Here is a 20,668-nt window from a genome sequence, read left to right as displayed (position 1 = left end):
CTTTCTAAGACCCGCCACTTTTTATTCATTTCCTTTTCGTTTTGCTTTTCCAATCAGCAAAACGATTAGAATAATAAACAACCCTAAACAAAGAAAAATCATCCCTTGCTTCATGGCCTCCCCTGTTGAAGGAAATAATCCATGTTGTTTTGGAGTTAGTGAATCTGTTATCGAACCGGAGGATGGTTCTGTCGTTGTCACAGCATAAAAAGTCCAAATATTATCCATTACATTTTTAACAGCAAAATCTTGATTTGTATATTCTCCTGATAAAGAAAAGTCCACTTCCAAAGCTCGGCTATCTCCTGCTTGGAAGACGCCTAGGTCTAGTGGTGTACGTTGTAAATCTAGCTTGCTACTCACTCCTGAAATCGGTCCCTTATATACCTGCTTATTTTGGTAGGTTAATGTCATTTGGATTGATTTTGATAAATCAAGATTTCCTGACACTTCAGGAGGTGAAATAAGCATTGTAAGTCTGTACGGAATTCCTTTTTCCATATTGACCATCGAAATGGTCGTATGCCATTTTTTACCAGGCATGACCTCTCTGACTTCCATTAAGTATTCGCCATTTTTCTTAGCAACGATTCCTTGATCATCGCCAACAACCATTCCTTTTGGAAGTTCCTGTGCCAAAGCCTGATTGGGTGGATATCCTACGACTATCAATCCAAAAAACAAGAGAGAAAAGATTTGTACCCATTTTTTATGAGTCATTCTTTGCCTCCTTTCTAATTTAAAAGCGGAATGGGCTCATTTAGCCTCATCTGAAAAAACAGGAACATTAAGTGCGGTGCTTTTTATCCCAATCACGTTTTCTCTTTTCCCGTGAAACTAGCCCATAGAGCTAGAGAAAATAGTCAGTAATCAAATTACTTCACTTTTCATTTTTCAAAACAAAAGCAGGTTAGTGGTTGATGATTGGATGCATCACTCACTAACCAGCTAGTATTAATGTACTTATTGAATTGCTTCTATTTTATAATTTTATTTTTTCATTTCACCTTTTATTTGTATAAGCTTTCTAAAGCTGTTTTTAAATCAGCATTTGTATCTTTTACCCATTGATCACTATTCACTGCCTCTTTTGCTGCTTGAATAGATGAAGAATTAACAACTAAGTCAAATTGTACTTTACTATAGCTGTTATCTGCACCATTTCCTAAAGTAACTGAGTCTAATAATTGTGGTGTTTGCGTTTGTGATGCTACAATTCCTACATAATAGAAATAGCCATCATTCGCATTATAGTACCATTTACCCGCTGTTGGAGTTGCTGATAAATTAACAAAATCTAATGTAATCTGTTTCCCTGTATCTGAACCAGCCAAAACTGTAGCATTACCATTGGCATCAATTGTTAAAGTTGGGTTGTACACGGGTTTTGTCCAGTCCATATTCACTGGAGTTGCTGCTAGATCAACATATTTAAATTCTGGTGTTGAAGGAGTAATGATTCCATCTTCTGCACGGCTATATGAACCTGCTTTTGCATAGTATTGTTCTGTCCCATTATCCCAATAAGAGGCATAACGGTATGTTGAACCTGCATCTGTTGTCACCACTTGTTCTTTTGCTTTCAATGTATACGTTCCAGCATAATCACCGGTAGCAACAGTCATTTTAGTATCTACTACTTTAGCATCTTGCCACGTTCCTTCTGTTTTACTCAAAGGAAATAGATAAACTTGATCTTTTGTTTTTCCATCTAAATTCGTTACATCATTACTTGTTTTTGAAGAAGCATCTGTTAGTTTTGTTAAAACTTCATTAAAAGATACACGAATCATTGAATCATAATCACCTGAGTTTAAAATGGCTACGTCCTTATTCACTTTTTGTCCAGGTTTCCAATCAGTTGGTGGTGTAAATGTTTCGACTACTTCTACGTCACTACCAGCAATGCTTCCTTCAAAGTGGTTTTTTGCGCTATCTTGGCTGGTAAACCAAGCAAAAGTTCCTGCTAAAGCAGCTATTGCTGCTAGTGTTGTAGCAGCTACAACCCATTTTTTCTTGTTCTTATTTTGTTTCATTCGTGTTTCCTCCTAGTGTGTGTTTTATTTATATTAACCTTAGATAAGGTAATATCCGTTTTAGATTTTGCTTTTCGGTTTTTCTGATTATGAGTTTTTCCAGATTCGTTTAGAATATAAATACGAATGACCCATATAAAACCAATAATACTAATCATAAAAATTAATGAAATGAACCAATTTTCTTTTACGAACGCTAAAATGCCACCGATTTTCGGTACACGAACTGTTACTTTCCCAACTAGTGCTCTAGCACTGATGGGCATATCATCTGATCTATTCGCATCTCCCCGAGTAGTGAAAAAGATACCTTTTTCTTCGCCTAAGTGATCCTCTATTTTCGCCACTCTATGTGTTAGAAAATTAGTACTTTTATTCGTTGGATTCGTTGATGGACGATAAGTGATCACGTCCCCAACTTTTACTTGATTATCAGCGACTTCTTTAATAATCAACATGTCTCCAGCTCGAAATCCACCATTTTTTAATGTATTATCTGGCGAGACCATTGAGTTCGTTAAAACGCCAAACATTCGATAACCGTTTAATGCTTTATCTTGTTGCTGCATCATCGCCATTAAGCTGGAACCTACCAATAGACTCAGCATTAAAACATAGAAAATAAAATTCCAAATAAAGAGAAATACTCTGTGTCCTTTTGAAGGTGAAATTGGAGATTTTTTTTTCTTTTTTCGATTGACCACACCATTTTTAGTGGGTGATTCAGACCTTCTTACTTTACTTTTAGCTTTATGAGTATGACCAGAGTTAGACTTTCCCGCTTTCTTTTTTTTTGCAGAACCTTTTACTTTTTCTTTACTCATCATTTCATCCTCTATCGTTTTTTTACTAGCTTTATATTTAACGGCCTTTTATACTAACGATCAGCTTGTTTCTGATATTCCATATATTAATTAGGATTATGCATTTTTTGTATTCATTAACATATATCCTTTTGAGCGGACCGTTTTGATATAGTTAGGATGTCCAATGTCTATTTCCATCTTCTTCCGTAAATGAAAGATTAGGTTGCTGATTCGATATTGCTTATTCTCTAATTGGTTATCAGCATATTTATCTTGCCAAACGGCTGCAAAGATTTCTTCATAAGTCACAGCTCTTCCTATATTTTCTAGCAAAAGTGCGATTGTTTGAAATTCAAGTTGGGTTAAACTGATTTCTTTTCCCTCTACAACAATACTTAAGTTGCTTGGGATGAGTTTTAACTGCCTTTGAAATGACTCTTGTACAGCATATGAGAATGTTTTATTTTCCGTTTCTTGTTCATTCGTAAATCTGCTTAATATATTGGAAAATTGTAATAAAAATTCTTCCTTCTCTGTTTCTGTATCTACTACACCATCTGCACCTAACTGAAGATAAACAATTTTACTTGTTTTAGTGACTGCCTTAGATACCACCCAAATCAAGGCTTTGGCGTTACGCCTAAGTTCTAAAATTAATTCACAGGTACTTTTTAGCCCAACTAATGGAGATTCCTCTATTATTAAGGCATCCATTTGTGAAGCTTTGGTGCATATTTCAGCCTTTGTTAAAGGATATAATCGATACCTTGTTTTGCTAAACTGCTCAGTATATGTACTGTTCTTTAATTCTTCTACTGGTATAATCCCTATGTTGTACATATTATTTTCCTTTCTTTTTAAGAAATAATAAAATGACTCTGTTAAATAATTTCAAAAATAAAATAAAAAAAATGTTTTTTGTTTCAAAACAGATATTCATTTCTCCTAAATTATATCTTTTGATTTTTAATAAAAATTACAAAAATTACTATTTTTCCCGTTTTTTTTGAAAAATAGTTGAGATATGCTTAAATTATAGTGTTTACCTTTTAACTAATTCAGTTTTTTATGTTATATTTCCATAATAATAAAAATAAAAAATCGTTTTTTTTTAATACAAAAGGAATGTATGATACTATGAATAAAAAATTTATGAAAAAAAATGAAGCCAATAAATTTGAGCTTCTAAAAAAACTTCTATATAGTAAACAAGGTCTTGGAATTCAAGAAATCATCACTGATAGTCAAGAATCTAAAAGTACTATCTATCGCTATATTAAACAGTTAAATGAAGATTTAAGCCTTCTATTCACTAAAACACCCATCCAGATACAGCAAAAAAACACAACATTTTATGTTGTGCTGCCTGATTCGTTAAACATTGCATTTGTGCTTGATAAAGTGAGACTTAGCTATATCTATATTTCGCCCGAAATTTTAATTTTTGCTGCGGCGGCTAACAAAAATCATGCTTCTTTAGAGTCACTTGCTCAAAGCATTAACTTGAGTCCCTCATATACATACAAAAGTTTGAACACGATCAACCAACAACTTAGTTACTTTAGAGTAAAAATTGCTTTTGGCGACTTTTCCCGTAAATCTAATGTTTATGGAGCTGAGGCTGATATTCGTTTTTTTCTTTTTTATATGTATTGGAACACGAATAAAGGGATCGTCTGGCCATTCAACAAATCACCAGATTATTTCAAGGAGTTGCCTTTGCCAATCAACACGACATTAGCCCCATCTCAACACACGCGACTACGTTACCATCAAAATATTACTTACTGGAGAAGCTTATATTTACAAGAAAAAATCTCGATTACAGAGGAATTTTTTTCTTACTTATTTATTTTAGAAACAGAAAATCCGACAACATTTACTATTGACTTCAACAATACACTGACCTTGGAAGAACTAAAAAATGAACAAGTTTATTTTGGTTTTTTAAGCCGTTTTTTTATTTCTGATATTGATACAAAAAAGACCAAACAAAAAACAGCTCAACGATTGATCAATTCACAACTAGCTTTAACTAAAAGCTGTACTGATTTACTAGAGTTAATACAAGTAAAATATGATTTAGTCATGAATTCAGAAGAATATCTTCTCTATTACTACAATTTAATGATTGCTTTACTTTATGTGCACTACATCAACGTTGATTATCATTCTACTTTAGAGAATGAGGATCGACTTACTTTCCTAGATAATGATGGGCAGAATTTTTCAAAAATTGAAAAAGAAATTGATAATCTAATAGTACAATTTTCTATAACCGATTCATTCTTAAAAAAAATAACTAATAAAGGATTAGTTACTTATATGACCAATTTGCTTTATTGCATAATAGATAGTGCTCGAAATATAGAACCGTTGTATATTTTTTGCCAATACTCAAAAAATTTTTATATTGGAGATAAGATCAAAAAATACTTATTAACTACCTTGGGAACGCGAGTCATTCATTTTACTTCAGATATTCAGCAAGCAAACTTAGTCATTTCTGACAGTTATGAAGGGGATATTAGTAATCAAGACTTTTTCTTCTTTGATGATCCTTTCAATTCGGCTACTTGGGAAGCTCTATCTCTATTCGTAAGCACAAGAATTCAGACTGGCTACTTCTAAATGAACATTGATTGAATTTTTTTAACTACTCGTTGGTCATATTGATTGATGATTTCCTTTTTTATTCCATCAACAGCGCTATTAAAATCCACGAGGTCGGAGAAGGAACTGACGAATAGTTCTTTGGTTTGCTTTGGTGTGTCAGGTAAATATACATCTGTAATCAAAATATCAGGATTATTTCGAAACCCATCTACTAATTGAATTCTATCTCCAAAAATCAACCTCAATTTATTGGAAATAATACCTTCTATAAATAATTTTGAATTTTGGATCATCACTTTGACTGTTTTATATGTATACTGTTGAAGCTTGCTCAAAAGAGCATAAACGATTAAATACAGGTAATTTACAAAGGCTTCTTCATTCGTATTTCTTTTTAATTGACTCCATAAATATTGATATTTAGGTTCTTCAATCAGTTCAGCCACGATTTGCTTTACCTGCTCAAAAATTTTATCTTCAAATGAATCACGGTAATAAAAATTGACTGGATCATAAACATAATAAAATATGCGCGAATCGATATAAAATTCAGACAATACTAGATGCATTTTATCAATTTCTTGTCTGATTTGTAAAAATAGTTTTTTATCGGTCGTATCAATTTCTGAAAAAAAAGTCGTAATGATTGTTTCTGTTAATAAATTACTTTGTTTAATAAAAGAAAAGTTCTGTTCACTAAAATATGCTTCATAATTGTCGTAGTCGATTGTTTCATCACTTAAATCTTCTATGTATAAAAACAATTGTATGAAAGCTAACTCACTCCAAACTTGCTCCAATGTTCTATTTTTCTTTGATAAAAAATAACCAAATAATCCACTTAAATATTTGTAGTCTGAATGATAATCCATATTAAGCTGTTTTGTTAGTTGAGTCATTATATTATTTTCACAATAGTGTCTTTGCGAAGAACGAACGTTACTGATATAAACAAGCAGGCAAATTTTTCGTTGTTTGATTTTGTTGTTAGCTTGCCAAGTGTTGATTTGCTTATAAATATACGTTTCAATTTCACGATATTCTTGTAAGCTAAATTCCCATTCACTTGATGATTGAGAGAAAAACTGGTAAAAGAAGTTTCTGATCTTCATTTCATCTCCATGAATTTGGTTTTCACGGGATAACCTTAAACCAAACTGTTTTAAGATAGTAACTAGCCGTTGCCGATAGCGAGAAAATGTTGGTGGACTTATATATTCTAACTCACAAAATTTTTTAACATCTACTTTTTCATATAAAAAAATATTGCGGATCATTTTATAAAGGACAGATTTTTTTACATACCCTGATGAGATTCTCATCAAATCTAGGTTTTCTGCATAAATTCCTCTAATTGATTTATTGGAATGAATAATCTGAAACTGATGTTCTTGGAAATCAAGTTCTTGTTCGAACCTTCTGATTATTTGTAATACTGTTTTCTCTGAAAGATTAGTATCATCAGAAATTTGCTTTATCGTGACTACCTTTTTTTTATTATCTATATAACTTAAAATTTTTAATTGCCTATCATACGTTTCATCCAAAAAAGCTCTCATTATTCCCTCCTAAAAATAAAAAAAGTACTCTATTTCAATAAATATATCCTTTATTCCTCGTTTTTTATTTCTTTTTTTACTATTTTTTCAGCAAAAAAAGAAATAATTCGATTAGATTAAAACTATTATGCAGTAATTCACATATTTTTTATTATTTTTTTTTAGAAATTTTTGTCCCAAAAAAAGATATTAAAATCCAAAAATCTATTTTAGATTTATTTTCCCGAAAAATATAGTAACAAAAAAGAGTAAAAGATAAATTATAACCCAATTTATCTTTTACTCTTTGGAATTCCCACATAACAAAATACATTTTTTACGATGCGTGATTTAGATTTATTAAGTCTAAAACTTTTTAAGGATGAACACTCTATTATAGTATTATCTAAACATCGTTTGTGCAGCTTTTGCTAGCACTTTCGGATCACGATTATATGGCGTAACTGGAATGATTTCCTTATCGATTTCAAATAACGTATAAACAGCAATTCTCGCTGCACGTACTGAATATTCTTCTGTAAAGACCATATCTTTTGGAATCTCCACAAATTGGCTGACCATTGCAAAGTTTGTGCTATTTTCTGGAACAACTTGGGGACGATCCGTCATTTTACGTGGTTGGAATTGTGCATCAATGTATGGCATGTAGGCAGGAATCACATTCACCACATCTTTAACGATTTCATCCCAATCTGCTTGCCAGCCCATTTGGCAAATCCATTCGTACAAAATTTCTTCCCCAGTACAATCACGCATTGGTTTTTTCACATAATCGCCGACTTTATCTGTGTAAATGCCGTATCCCCAGAAAATTGTCGTATCAGGATCTTGGTTTTTAAAATGAGGTTGCGCCGCCACAACGGTACTCATTAACCAACTTGAATCTTTCAACGTCATCAAAGCACCTGATCCAGGAATGTTGCCAGAAAATTCTTCGATTCGTTTTAATAGTTTGTCACCACGACAAGTGACAGTAAAGCTTTCCCAATTGGTCTCAGCTTCATTGCCAAAGAATGGTTCTGGATTTCCTAATCCTACTTTTTTCTTCGCAATATTACGCCACAGGCGGGCAGAGCGAGATTCTTCGGTAACTGCCGGTGCTGGAGTGCTCCAATCACCTTCTGTAGAACTATCTGTCATCGTTCCGTTAGTCATGATCACAACGTCTTCTTCATTCAGCTCGATTGTTTCGCCATTTCCAAGTTTCAACGCAGTAACCGTGATTTCAGAACCTGGTTTGAATTCTAAATCGACTACATCTTCATTCAAGGTAAAATCGACCCCATGTTTTTCTAAAAATGACTTCAAAGGTAAAATCACACTATCGTATTGATTTAGAGGTGTACGAGTAACGCCTTCTAATGTGTCGATTCGAGAAAATTCTAAAATCATTCGATTCATATAACGACGTAATTCAAAAGCACTGCTCCATTTTTGGAAAGCGAATGTTGTTTGCCACATATACCAGAAATTTGTTTCAAAGAAATGTGGTCCAAACCATTCTTCAATTGTTACACCATCTAAACTTTCTTCTGAAGCAGCTAATAATTTTGTCATTGCTAAGCGGTCTTCATTATCAAAGCCCATTGTATGAGCATCAAGGATTTCTTGATCTTTTGTCACTAAACGTGCTTGCGCATGTGTTGGATGTAAATGGTCAAAATTTAAAATTTCATCCGTCACACTGTGATCAGGCCATTCTAATGATGGAATGCTGCTAAATAATTCCCAGAAGTTTTCGTACGTTTCTTCATTTAACATCCGGCCGCCACGAGCAACGAAGCCTTTTTCATTTGTACCGATCCCGTCGTTACTTCCGCCAAGAATTTTCATTCCTTCGATTACATGAATATTCTTTCCACTAAAATTCGCATCTCGAATCAAGTAAGCTGCTGCAGCCATAGTGGCAATTCCACCGCCGATCAGGTAGACCTGCTTATCTCCGTAATATCGACTATTGATTTCTTCTTCTATTTCAGCAATTTTTTCTACTTTCTTTTCAGCGGATACTTTTTTTGCAAGGAAAGCCGCACTTAATGCACCTGCTGCTGCTAATCCAATATGTCTTTTTTTCATGAAAATCCCCCCGATTCAATTTATGAACCTAGCGTACAATGATTCCATGTAAATGTCTTGTGATAGCCTTTCCATTCCGTCTTCTTTTTAGACACTTTGGACAATTTGTCACAACAGTTCATTTTCTTGCGCATAGAGACGATAGGAGAAAAACTCAGTGTCTTTCGCTAAACGGAATAACTGCGTAGCGATTTCTAGCGGTGACTCTTTATAACCACCTAAAATCCAATCGATCAAGACTCCACTACAGCCGTATGAAAAGAAACGGGCGTAAAAAACTTTGTCTTCTGGGAGCAACTGATTTTCTTTGTCCATTTGATCGAATAAATTGATGAAGAGCTTATTCGTGATTGCTGAAAAACATTTCCTTAAGATATCTGAATCGGAACTAACAGTATTATAGTAGAAATCACTTTTAGATTGGATCGCTTTTAACATTTTTAGGGCTTGTTCTTCCCAATTGTCGATACTGACATCAGGTGAATCTAGATAAATCAATGCATCGTGGGTATAGATCCAACGCAAGAGATCTTGTTTGTCAGTGAAATGATAATAAAAGGTCTGACGGTTTAAGCCAACTTCTTTCGTGATATCTTGAACACTGATTTTACTGAATAGCTTTTTGTCACATAGTTCGATCAATGCAGAAGAGATAGCTTTTTTGGTTATTTGTGATTCGCTCATGATTTTTTCCTCGCTTTTTTTAGATAGATACATCATACCAAAAAAATGAGAGGAAATATAAGGTTTTGAGGGATTTTTATGGATTATTAATGGTTGTAGACATTGCTGGGAGAAAATAACTTACAGTTACTCTTTTAATAAATTTTTAGATTATTTTCATAACTAGAGTATAAACACAATGTAAAAGAGCGCTGTACAAAACTAAAAATCAGTTTTGTACAGCGCTCTAAATCCGAATAAATGGTGAGAAAAAGCAACTCCTTCGGAAATAAACACTTTTTTCTCATCCTCTTTTAAACGAATCTATCTCTATTTTCTCTTATAGCTTACTTTCAGTCACAGGATCTTTCACTAAGTTAGCACCCCATAAACCTGCTAGAGATGTAATGATCATACCAAGAAGCATCGCTATAAAGCCCCAGATAGAAGCTTTAGAGACAGTATTTGAAGCGTCTTCTGCTGTTTGTCTTGCTTCTTTAATATTTTTATCTAAGTCTTCTTTAGCATCTTCCAGACTTGTTTTGGCATTTTCGATTTGTGTTTGCGTTTCTTTCGATGCTTTTTGTAATTCATTGTAGATGTTATCTGTTGCTTGTTGCGCTTCTTCTTGTGATAAATCAGTATTTTTTGCTACTGCGTTTGCAATTGCTGGACGATCGATTGAATCACCGATTTTTTTCGCTTTGGCTTCTAACGAATCTGCAGTATCTTTGAAGATTTTATCTGAGTTGTCTGGATTTTTAATGATTTCTTTTCCAGCATCTGTGATTTCGTCAGTTGCTTCTTTCATTTGATCTTTCAAATAGTCAGGTTGTAATTCTTTCACATCAGTGTCAGATAAAACTTTTTTGACTTGTCCTTGTAATTCTGTCGTATCCACTGATTGAACATTGTCAGTCACTTTATCAAACCCTTTGCTAATCGCATCAGATGTGCCAGAAGCTACAGTTTCCACAGTGCTGCCGGTTGCTGAAGCGATATTCCCAAATAGAGAACCGATCGCTGAAAATGCTCCGATTGCTGTATAAGATAGGATAGCCAATAATACCAAGACACTTGTTGCCCATGTTAGAAAACCATGAACTAAGCCAACTCTGCGCGCTGCTACCCCTGCAATAAATCCACTACAAAATAATGAAAGAACAAATGTCACCACTGTCCAAATAATAAGTCCCATTCCAACACCATCTAACGGATTATCCGATGTTGGTTTAACCATCCCAAAACCAATTGCTGAACCAATCAAACTTAAGGTAAAGAAAATCGCAAAGAAGGAAACTAATCCTGCTATAATTGCCCCCCAAGAGATATTTACCCCTGCTTCATCCTGCGTTGTTAGGTATGATACAAATCCTTTTTTTCTCGTATTCTTTTCCATAATTTCCATCCTTTCGTCTATTATTTTCACTAATTGGTACACTATCAACTATAAGAGCTTAAAATATTTTGTGCAAATGATACGATTTTTTTTCTAATCAAATACTCACTTCTTATAAAAAAAAGGATATGTTTTGCATACACAACAAAAAAATGTTATAGCAAACCTCATAATGGTATAGCTATAACACTGTATTTTAAATATAATAGGATTTTTCTTTTAGTGTGCTAAAGTAGAGAGCATCACGCCTATAAAAATCAGCCAATCAAAGGCAATATGAATGATTGTACCAGCCCATATTGAATTTGTTTTTAATGTCGCCCACGTAAATGGAATGCGAGTCAAGCCAATCACGACCAAACATTGGAACCAATTCCAATCATACGTTGATAAATGTAACGAACCAAACATGAGACTTGTTAAGATAACAGAGCCAATAATTGCTGTTTTACGTTCAACTTTATAATTCAGTGCTAAATGAATCAATAAAATCAGCGGAATCGTGGTAATGATTTCCTCACCAGCAAGCATAAACAATGTTTTCCCTAATAATGTAAGGGCTGGTACTACTCCATGACTGAACTGACTTACGATTGGATTATCAGCAGTTGGTTGTCCAATCACCCCAGCTAAAAACTTTGCTAAAAGAGCTGTTACCCAACTTAACACATACGCAATCAATATAATTTTTACTGAGCCTTTTTTAAGCGGAGAATAAAGCTTTTTGATTCCATCAACACCATACATCAAGTACATTCCAATTAATCCCGCAACGAGAATAATACAAAAATTCAATATAAATTTTGTATGCAACAATGAGTAAAACGCACCGCCTAATAATAATAACGAAACAATTGCTGGAACTAGTTTTACTTTTCTATCAAATAATTCTTGCATTTTTTCCACACCCTTAGGTTTATTTCTTTTAGTATAATTTCTATCTTTGCAGTAAACAAATGATTCGCCTGGTTCAAAACAAATAATTCATCTCTGCTGTTTAGATAATAACTGTTTTTTCTTCCTATAGTCGTTTTAGTCTGATATATAGGACCTAAATAAGTGTAACCTTTTGATACAGTTGAAAAAACAAGCTAAACTAGCTCTAGAAGGGCGTGACTAAATGAAAAATTATGGACTCACTATCAGAAAAATCCGTTTAAATAAAGGATACAGTCAAAAAGAAGTGTATACCGACATCATTACAAAATCATATGCTATTGAATTTGAACAAGGAAAGCACGATATCTCACTTTTTTTATTTATGCAGATTTTGGATCGTTTAATGGTAGATATCGATGAATTTTTTTATATTCATAATGAGTATCATTTAGCGGAAGAAAATGATTATATTAACAAATTTTCCCATGCCGCCAACCGCCACGATAGTAAAACACTAGAAAACATGTACCAATCATTACTCCAGGCTGCTCCTACAACGTTGACCCTTGTTCGTCAGGCAGAACTACGTTTAAGAATTCAGTCCTTCAACTATTTTGAAACCTACAAAAATTTTGAAAATTGGCATGGGAATACAGAAGATATCCAGATCATTAGTCACTACTTGATGAATGTTCAGAGTTGGACGTTGCAGGAAATTGTCTTGTTTAGTAACAATGCTGATATGTTTAACCAAGAACAACAAATTTTCTTTTTTAAGCAATTGCTAAAATCCTTACCGAACTATCAAGCATATGACAGAGCAATCCCAGTTTATGCCTCTTTACTGGCAAATATCTTGCCAACTTTATTCCGCAAACAAGAGTGGGATGAAATTTCACAAGCATTAGATTGGTTGGAACACCTGAGTAGGGAATACACAAGCAGTTTTTTTCGAGTCGTTTTTATCTACTACAGTGGATTATTAGCTATCTGTCAAGGAGACTATAAAGCAGGTGAGAAAAAAGTTCTTTGGGCATTAAATACGTTGAAAATAATCGATCAAACAGATATTGCCGCCGAGTTTGAAGCTTTTTTTGTAACAATCAAAGATTAGGAAAACAGTTAACCTTTTAAAAACTACTTCCGTTTTTACTGTTTAGCAAACCTTATCACTAGAAAGAAAATTACCCAAACTACTTGTTATCTGTAGTTTGAGTAATTCCATTAATTATTCTTGATAATACGATTCATAGCCAAAATGTTCATACGCTAAAGCCGTTGCGATCCGTCCTCTAGGTGTCCGTTTGATGAAGCCTTTTTGAATTAAATACGGTTCATACATGTCTTCTACAGTTTCAGTTTCTTCACTGATATTAACAGCTAACGTACTTAAACCAACTGGGCCGCCGCCATATAATTCAATCATTGTCTTTAATAGTTTTTGATCGACATAATCTAATCCTTGATGATCAACTTGTAACAATGTCAACGCCTGATCTGCAATTCCTCGATCTATTGTCCCATTTGATTGAACTTGGGCAAAGTCACGGACGCGCTTTAATAAACGGTTGGCAATCCGCGGTGTGCCACGAGAACGGCGTGCAATTTCAAAAGCCCCTTCTTCTACGATCTCTGTTTGAAAAATATCAGCAGATCTCAGAACAATTTCTTTTAAATCTTGTGTTTCATAATATTCCATATGAGAAATGATCCCGAAACGATCTCGAAGTGGTGCAGATAGCATCCCGGCTCTCGTTGTTGCACCGATCAAAGTGAACGGCGGTAAAGGAAAATGAACTGGATGTGCCGTTGTTCCTTGGCCTACCATGATATCTACATAAAAGTCTTCCATTGCAGAATATAACATCTCTTCCACTAAGCGAGGTAGTCGGTGGATTTCGTCGATAAATAAAACGTCACCTGGTTCTAGTTCATTTAAAATTGCGACTAAATCGCCCGCACGTTCGATTGCAGGTCCGCTAGTCGTCCGGATATTAACATGCATTTCATTGGCGATCACCATGGCCATCGTTGTCTTACCAAGACCAGGTGGACCGTATAAAAGAGTATGATCTAAGGCTTCTTCCCGATTGCGGGCAGCTTCGATGTAGATTGTAAGCTCTTGTTTTACTTTATCTTGACCGATATATTGTGCGAGAAATTGGGGACGTAGTGACTTTTCAAGGGACTCTTCCCCCTCACTTGTTTCAGCGGAAAGTAGTCTTTCATCTTCTGTCATAGCCATTCCTCCTTAGCGTTTCATCATAAATTTCAATGCATTACGTAAATATTCGTCAGTCTGCTGTTTGCCTAGTTCTTCTAGTTTTGGTGTGATGCGTTTGATTTCCTTATCGCTGTATCCTAGCGCACTCAACGCTTCTAAAGCTTCTGTTAGCGATTGATTAGCGGATTGGTTCGTTGGTGTTTTAGCCATTGCTTCAACAGCTGCTTCTGAAGTTTCCAGTTCACCTAATTTTCCTTTCAGGTCAAGTACCATCTGTTGTGCAGTTTTTTTACCTACGCCAGGGAATTTGGTTAAATAAGCAGCATCTTCACTTTCGATTGCATTGATCAAACCACCATGATCTTCTGATGCCATGATTGCCAAACCGCTTTTAGGTCCGATTCCAGAAACACTGATTAGTTTTAAAAAGAGTTGTTTTTCATCTAAATCACCAAAGCCGTATAATAAATGAGCATCCTCGCGAACAACTTGATGCACATAGATTTTCACTTGCTGATCTGTTTTACCAGAATAACGATAAGGATTGCCTACAGAAATCTGATAACCAATGCCATTTGATTCTACTACAATATAATATGGACTGATAAATGTCACTTTACCAATAATATACTCGTACATAATTTCACCTTTCTTAATACCGTTGAGGTTAGAACAGAAGTAACTACTTTTGCACTAACGTTTCTTACGCTTTACACGCACATACGTTTCTATTTTAGCACAGATTCAAAAAAATCAGTAGCTTGAAAAAAAGAAAGCCGATACGAATTAAGACTAAATTCGTATCGGTTTATTTTTTTATTCAGAAATGTATGTCCATTTGTAGTCATATCGCGCGCCTGCTCCGTGAGCAACTACACCTTGGACTTTTTTGCTGCGCATGTGGGCTTCTGCTTTTTGATAAACTGGGGCAACACCCATATCATCCATCAATAATTTTTCAGCATCTACCATATCTGTCCAACGTTTTTCTGGATTTGAAGCATTTTTACTACCAGAATCTTTGACTAGTTGGTCGTATTTTTCGTTTGAGTAACGACCTCTGTTGTATGATCCGCCAGTTAGGAATAGGTCAGTGAAGCTGCTTGGGTCTGCATAATCAGCACCCCATCCGCCCATAATCACTTCAAAGTCACCATTTTTACCACGGTCTAAACGAACCGTAAACGGTACATTTGTAACGGTCACATCTACGCCATCAAGCGTTTCTTTCACTGCTCCTTGTATATATTCCAGTACTTTTTTAGTAGAATCAGTATCGTCACCCACGATATCAAACTTGAATGAATCGATTCCTAATTCCTTTTTCGCTTTTTCCCAGTATTCTTTCGCTTTTTTAGTATCATGTGTCAATACGTTTTTATTTTCGTCAGCGAAATCCTTATTGCCTTCTGGTGAAAATGACATGCCTGCTGGCACAAGACCAGTCGAAGCAATCGAACCGTCTCCTAAGATTCGGTCAACTAACGCATCACGATCGATCGAATAAGAGATTGCTTTACGTAGATTCGCATTGTGGTAAGGTGATTTTTCATCTCTTTGGTTAAATTCAAGATATGAAGTTCGTGCGTCTTTTTCGATCACAAGTTCTGGATCATCAGCCATTTGTTTTGCTAATTCTCCACTCAAGATCACATCATCCGCTTGACCATCTTGGAAAAGATTTAATGACGTAGGTGCTTCTTTGACGACGGTTACTGCGATTTTATCTAATTGAACTGCCTCTTTATCCCAATATTGATCATTTTTTGTATAAGACCATTCAGTATCTGTTCCAGGACCGTCAAAATCAGTCAAGGTAAAGGGTCCATTATAAACTGACGCATCACTCGTAGTTGCATAATCTTTGCCTTTTTCTTCGACTATTTTTTTATTTTGCGGGAAAAATGATGGGAAGGCCAGCAAGTAATCAAAGTATGGTGTTTCTTGTTCTAAGGTTACTTCTAATTCATGATCGTTGATTGCTTTGATTCCTAATTCATCCAAGCCTTTTTTTCCAGCAGAAACATCTGCGCCATTTTTGACTAATTCAAACATATAAGCGTATTCCGCCGCTGTTTTAGGATCTGCTGTGCGCTGCCATCCGTAAACATAATCTGAAGCGACTACAGGATCACCATTTGACCATTTAGCCTCTTCTCTAAGTTTAAACGTGTACGTCAACCCATCATCGCTTTTCTTTGCCAACTCTACTGCACCAGCTGGCTGTGGCTTACTCTTATCATCTAGACGATATAGCCCTTCATAAACATTGTTCAATGCTGAAAAGCTGATTGTATTTGTTGCAACTGATAAATCTGCACTTGGCATTTCTTGTTGAACGACTAATTTAAAAAGCTGTTCCCCACTGGCTTTTTTGTTGTCTTTACTACTATCTGTAGAATCAGTCTTACCACCGCCACCGCAGGCTGCTAATGCTAGTGTAGACAGCATCATTACACTGATTAATTTCGTCATGTTTTTTCTTTTCATTTTTTTCTCCTCAATAAACAATTATTTTCTTTCTGAATTTTAATTTTCTGAATATTCTTATAATACTAGAAATTGGAGTAAATAGCAATCATTTTTATATGCAAATAAAATAACAGTCGCATTTTTATTTTACCAAACTACAAAAAAACCTATCTAAACAGATTTTAACTGTTTGGATAGGCTATTATATTATTCAAATAAGGATTTGTACTCCCCGTATCCTTCTTGTTCTAATTCTTGAACAGGTATAAACCGTAAAGCTGCTGCATTGATACAATAACGTAACCCGCCTTGATCTTGTGGACCATCTGTAAAAACATGTCCTAAATGGGAATCCGCTTCTTTACTGCGAACTTCAACGCGACGCATTCCTAAAGAGAAATCTGAATTCTCTTTGACGCCTTGCTTTTCAATTGGTTTTGTAAAAGCTGGCCAGCCACAGCCTGCATCGTATTTGTCTTTTGAGCTAAAAAGTGGTTCGCCACTCACCACATCCACATAAATCCCCTCTTGGTAAAAGTCATCATATATACCAGTAAAAGGTCGTTCAGTCGCATTTTCCTGTGTTACAGCGTATTCAATATCGGATAGCTTTTCTTTCAACTCTTCTTTTGATGGTTTTTCCATGACAAATCACACCCTTACTTTTTAATTAATCTTATCATAGCATCATTGAGAAAAAAACACTCACCTTCTGTTTAGAAAGTGAGTGTTTTACGTCTATTATTAGTTCCAAGGAATATCTAAATCGATATTTTCGGCTAGGTCGATACTTTCTTGTCGTTTGGCTTGTCTGAATTGTTTTCTCGCTTCATAACCTTGACAGATAAAACGTTCTTCTTTTGTCTCAGGCTCGATTGTTTTTGGCAGACTTGCTCCTTTAGGGACTACAAAAGTCATGAAACAAGTTCCAGCTAGATAACGTTCTCCTGTAAATAAATCTTCACCGATCACTTTGGCGAATATTTCCATTGAGCGTGTGCCTATACCTGATACATAGGCATCGATACAAACTGAATGGTCCGCTTTTAAGGGTGCAAGAAAATCTAAATGATCAACAGAAGCTGTGACGATCGCAGCTCTTGAAACACGAACAGCTGAAATACCCGCTGTTTCATCCAACCATGCCATTAATTGACCGCCAAATAAGGTCTTATGAAAATTTAAATGAGGATAGGTGATCATATGTGTTTGAATGGCTCTTGTTTGTGAACATTTCATTCATTGTTTCCTTCTTTCATCGTTTCAGTTACTAATCAAATGATGGCAGCATGCGGTAAAGTGTCGCAATTGGCAATCCCATAATCGAATAATAATCACCTTGAATACTTTTTACTAGCAAAGCGCCTTGTTCTTGAATACCATAAGCTCCTGCTTTATCTTCGTATTCTTTTGTATCTAAGTAGCGATTGATTTCTTCATCTGTTAAATCGTAAAATTCTACTGTAGCCGGAACAGTAGCTGAAGATTCTTGATCGTCTTTCATTAAAACAACACTGGTATAAACTTTATGTGTTCTGCCACTCAGTTGCCGTAACATCCGAAAAGCATCGTCTCTGGAAGTAGGTTTCCCTAATATTTCATTATCGATTGTTACGATCGTATCAGAACCGATCACTAAATCATTTGGGTATTGTTTTGCAATATGTGCCGCTTTTTGTGCCGCCATCGTCAAGACATAGTCCATCGGGGTAAAATAACCTTTGACTTCTTCATTGATATCAGCTGGTACAACATCAAAATCAGAAATGATTCGGCTCAACAACTCACGTCTGCGAGGAGATTGAGAAGCTAGGATAACTGCCATTAGGATAAAACCTTCTTCCTCTATTTTTTAGTGCGGATCTTGGATTCGTTTGAACATTTTTTCCATGTCTGAATTTGTAAAATGGATCAAAACAGGTCGACCATGAGGGCAATTAAAAGGATTCTCACAGGTTTCAAGATCCTTCAATAGCACACGGGCTTGTTGTTCATTTAGATAGTGATTGGCTTTGATCGAACGTTTACAACTCATCATGATGGCGGTCGCCTCACGGAATTTTTTCACACTGACAGAGCCTGTCGTCAAAAACATATCAATCATCTCACGGATGATGGTTTCTTCTTCGCCTGCCGGATACCAAGTTGGATGCGCCCGCACAATGAAACTATTTTGACCAAAGTCTTCTAAATGAATACCAACTTCTGCTAAGGTCTCTTTTTGTTCTTTGATTTTTAGCGCATCACTGTTTGGATAATCAATGACGATTGGTACTAATAACTCTTGTAGGTCGTTTGTTACTTCACCAATTTTTTCTCTAAAATACTCATATTTGATTCGTTCTTGGGCTGCATGTTGATCGATGATATATAGGCCATCTTTGCTTTGAGCAAATAGATAGGTGCCATGCATCTGACCAAAATATTCTAGTTCTGGAAAACGTTCTTTAGGATGTTCATCCGCTAACTTGTTTAACACTTTATTTAAGTCATTTTGAGCTCCAGTTGCTGAAAAATCAAATTCTGGATGATGGCTTAATTCTTCTTCATAGACCTGTTCATCAACGGTCACCTTTTCTTTTGAATCAGGCACTTCTTCCGACTCAGTCGCTTCTGTTAGATGGCGCTCATCAGAAATTTTTGGCTCTTCCATTTCAACTGGTGAACTAAATGCATACGCCATCAATGCTTCTTTTTCAAGCTCTTCTTCTGTCTGTGGTTCAGCTTGTTTTGGCCAATTGTTAGTAGGTGCTTGAGGTTTATATTCTGGCGACGTTTCTTTAACAAAGAAATTTCCACTACTAGGATCATAGCCTAAACTTCCTGGTTTTCGAATAGGTTTGCTAGTTTCCTCAGGTTCTGTTAAAGGAATTTCCATTTGCTCAACTTTTGGCTGTAGCTCGACTTTCTTTTTAAAACGAAGATTATCTACAGCGTTTGGAATCAACTGTTCATGGCTTAATACTTCCCGAATCTCTTCACTGATCAAAGCCATCAATTCTTTTTCTTTACTTAAACGGACTTCTTGCTTTGTCGGATGAACATTGACGTCAACAAGTAACGGGTCCATCTCGATCTCTAATACAGCAAGAGGAAAACGACCGACCATCAATTTCGAGCCATAACCATCTACGATTGCTTTATTGAGCGCAAAGTTTTTGATATAGCGACCATTGATGATCGTTGATAAATAATTCCGACTTGCTCTAGTGACTTCTGGTAATGAAACATATCCCGTTAACTTAAAGTCTAAATCTTCCGCTTCGATCTTCAACATTTTTTTCGCAGTCCCAATACCATAAATTCCAGCGATCGTTTGTTTCAAATCGCCATTGCCAGCAGTATTCATCATCTTATTTCCGTCATGAACCAAGCGAAAAGCGATTTTGGGATGACTTAACGCTAAACGGTTAACGATATCGCCGACATTTGCTAATTCAGTTTGAATCGTTTTGACATATTTTAAACGAGCTGGTGTATTAAAAAATAGGTTTGAAACCGTGATTTTTGTTCCTTTTCTTAATGCAGCTGGGCGATGTTCTTCAACCTTACCGCCCTTCATTTGAACATAACTACCTTCTTCTTCTTCAGAAACAGCCGTTTCTAAGACGATTTCTGAAACGGATGCGATACTGGGCAGGGCTTCTCCACGGAATCCTAAACTGCGTATACGAAACAAATCGTCTCTGGTATGGATCTTACTTGTCGCATGGCGTTTAAAGGCGCTAAGAATATCTTCTTTTGCGATTCCTTCCCCATTATCGATTACTTGGATCGTTTTAAGTCCTGCTTCTTCAATAAAAATATCGATTTGAGTGCTTCCTGCATCAATCGCGTTTTCTACAAGTTCTTTGACAACTGATGCAGGACGTTCTACTACTTCACCAGCAGCGATCTGATTGGCAAGCTGTTCTGATAATTCTTGTATTTTCCCCATC

At 35.5% G+C, this 20,668-nt stretch carries 18 protein-coding genes; 2 read left to right on the top strand and 16 right to left on the bottom strand.

Annotation, left to right across the window (positions count from 1 at the left end; translation table 11 throughout):
• Positions 1-21: 21 nt before the first annotated feature.
• From I583_RS15230 to I583_RS15215, 4 genes are all read right to left on the bottom strand, one after another.
• Positions 22-720: a hypothetical protein gene (locus tag I583_RS15230; RefSeq protein WP_010762306.1), complete on the bottom strand. Its 699-nt coding sequence runs from the start codon at positions 718-720 to the stop codon at positions 22-24.
• A 290-nt stretch (positions 721-1,010) separates the two neighbouring features.
• Complete coding sequence (locus I583_RS15225) at positions 1,011-2,036, bottom strand: BsaA family SipW-dependent biofilm matrix protein (protein WP_010762305.1); 1,026 nt, start codon at positions 2,034-2,036, stop codon at positions 1,011-1,013.
• Positions 2,033-2,860 carry a signal peptidase I gene (locus I583_RS15220; RefSeq protein ID WP_244264891.1) on the bottom strand — a complete coding sequence of 276 codons (828 nt, stop codon included), beginning with the start codon at positions 2,858-2,860 and terminating at the stop codon, positions 2,033-2,035. The genes I583_RS15225 and I583_RS15220 overlap by 4 nt, the downstream gene beginning before the upstream one ends.
• A gap of 96 nt (positions 2,861-2,956) precedes the next feature.
• A complete protein-coding gene (locus I583_RS15215) occupies positions 2,957-3,682 on the bottom strand; it encodes a winged helix-turn-helix domain-containing protein (RefSeq protein WP_010762303.1) in 726 nt (241 codons plus the stop codon).
• Between the two features lie 297 nt (positions 3,683-3,979).
• On the opposite strand from I583_RS15215, the gene I583_RS15210 reads away from it, so the two are divergent.
• Positions 3,980-5,473 (top strand): helix-turn-helix domain-containing protein, encoded by a 1,494-nt coding sequence (locus I583_RS15210; protein ID WP_010762302.1) that lies wholly within the window; start codon positions 3,980-3,982, stop codon positions 5,471-5,473.
• Here I583_RS15210 and I583_RS15205 read toward each other — a convergent pair.
• The 5 genes from I583_RS15205 to I583_RS15185 form a co-directional block, all read right to left on the bottom strand.
• Positions 5,470-7,017 carry a helix-turn-helix domain-containing protein gene (locus I583_RS15205; RefSeq protein WP_010762301.1) on the bottom strand — a complete coding sequence of 516 codons (1,548 nt, stop codon included), beginning with the start codon at positions 7,015-7,017 and terminating at the stop codon, positions 5,470-5,472. The two genes, I583_RS15210 and I583_RS15205, sit on opposite strands and share 4 nt — an antisense overlap.
• Before the next feature lie 381 nt (positions 7,018-7,398).
• Positions 7,399-9,093: an oleate hydratase gene (locus I583_RS15200; protein WP_010762300.1), complete on the bottom strand. Its 1,695-nt coding sequence runs from the start codon at positions 9,091-9,093 to the stop codon at positions 7,399-7,401.
• Between the two features lie 108 nt (positions 9,094-9,201).
• Entirely contained in the window at positions 9,202-9,777 is a 576-nt protein-coding gene (locus I583_RS15195; RefSeq protein WP_010762299.1) for a TetR/AcrR family transcriptional regulator, read from the bottom strand.
• 319 nt (positions 9,778-10,096) lie between these two features.
• Positions 10,097-11,155 carry a hypothetical protein gene (locus I583_RS15190; protein ID WP_010762298.1) on the bottom strand — a complete coding sequence of 353 codons (1,059 nt, stop codon included), beginning with the start codon at positions 11,153-11,155 and terminating at the stop codon, positions 10,097-10,099.
• 219 nt (positions 11,156-11,374) lie between these two features.
• On the bottom strand, positions 11,375-12,052 hold the full coding sequence (locus I583_RS15185; protein ID WP_010762297.1) for a CPBP family intramembrane glutamic endopeptidase: 678 nt from the start codon (positions 12,050-12,052) through the stop codon (positions 11,375-11,377).
• A gap of 223 nt (positions 12,053-12,275) precedes the next feature.
• Between I583_RS15185 and I583_RS15180 the strand changes: the two genes are divergently transcribed.
• Positions 12,276-13,148, top strand: a complete 873-nt coding sequence (locus tag I583_RS15180; protein ID WP_010762296.1) for a helix-turn-helix domain-containing protein — start codon at positions 12,276-12,278, stop codon at positions 13,146-13,148.
• A gap of 114 nt (positions 13,149-13,262) precedes the next feature.
• Here I583_RS15180 and ruvB read toward each other — a convergent pair whose 3' ends face one another.
• From ruvB to mutL, 7 genes are all read right to left on the bottom strand, one after another.
• Positions 13,263-14,273 carry a Holliday junction branch migration DNA helicase RuvB gene (gene ruvB / locus I583_RS15175; protein ID WP_010762295.1) on the bottom strand — a complete coding sequence of 337 codons (1,011 nt, stop codon included), beginning with the start codon at positions 14,271-14,273 and terminating at the stop codon, positions 13,263-13,265.
• 12 nt (positions 14,274-14,285) lie between these two features.
• Positions 14,286-14,897 (bottom strand): Holliday junction branch migration protein RuvA, encoded by a 612-nt coding sequence (gene ruvA, locus I583_RS15170; protein WP_010762294.1) that lies wholly within the window; start codon positions 14,895-14,897, stop codon positions 14,286-14,288.
• Positions 14,898-15,074: 177 nt separating this feature from the next.
• Positions 15,075-16,748, bottom strand: a complete 1,674-nt coding sequence (locus tag I583_RS15165) for a peptide ABC transporter substrate-binding protein (RefSeq protein ID WP_010762293.1) — start codon at positions 16,746-16,748, stop codon at positions 15,075-15,077.
• A 189-nt stretch (positions 16,749-16,937) separates the two neighbouring features.
• Positions 16,938-17,375: a peptide-methionine (R)-S-oxide reductase MsrB gene (gene msrB / locus I583_RS15160; protein WP_010762292.1), complete on the bottom strand. Its 438-nt coding sequence runs from the start codon at positions 17,373-17,375 to the stop codon at positions 16,938-16,940.
• A 99-nt stretch (positions 17,376-17,474) separates the two neighbouring features.
• Complete coding sequence (locus I583_RS15155; RefSeq protein ID WP_010762291.1) at positions 17,475-17,969, bottom strand: acyl-CoA thioesterase; 495 nt, start codon at positions 17,967-17,969, stop codon at positions 17,475-17,477.
• A gap of 31 nt (positions 17,970-18,000) precedes the next feature.
• Positions 18,001-18,555, bottom strand: a complete 555-nt coding sequence (locus tag I583_RS15150; protein ID WP_010762290.1) for a Maf family protein — start codon at positions 18,553-18,555, stop codon at positions 18,001-18,003.
• Between the two features lie 27 nt (positions 18,556-18,582).
• Entirely contained in the window at positions 18,583-20,667 is a 2,085-nt protein-coding gene (gene mutL, locus I583_RS15145) for a DNA mismatch repair endonuclease MutL (RefSeq protein ID WP_010762289.1), read from the bottom strand.
• Position 20,668: the final 1 nt, after the last annotated feature.

Source organism: Enterococcus haemoperoxidus ATCC BAA-382, assembly GCF_000407165.1.
Classification (GTDB): domain Bacteria; phylum Bacillota; class Bacilli; order Lactobacillales; family Enterococcaceae; genus Enterococcus_L; species Enterococcus_L haemoperoxidus.
The sequence above is the reverse complement of the archived record's forward strand: the minus strand, read 5'-3'. Positions and strand labels throughout refer to the sequence as shown.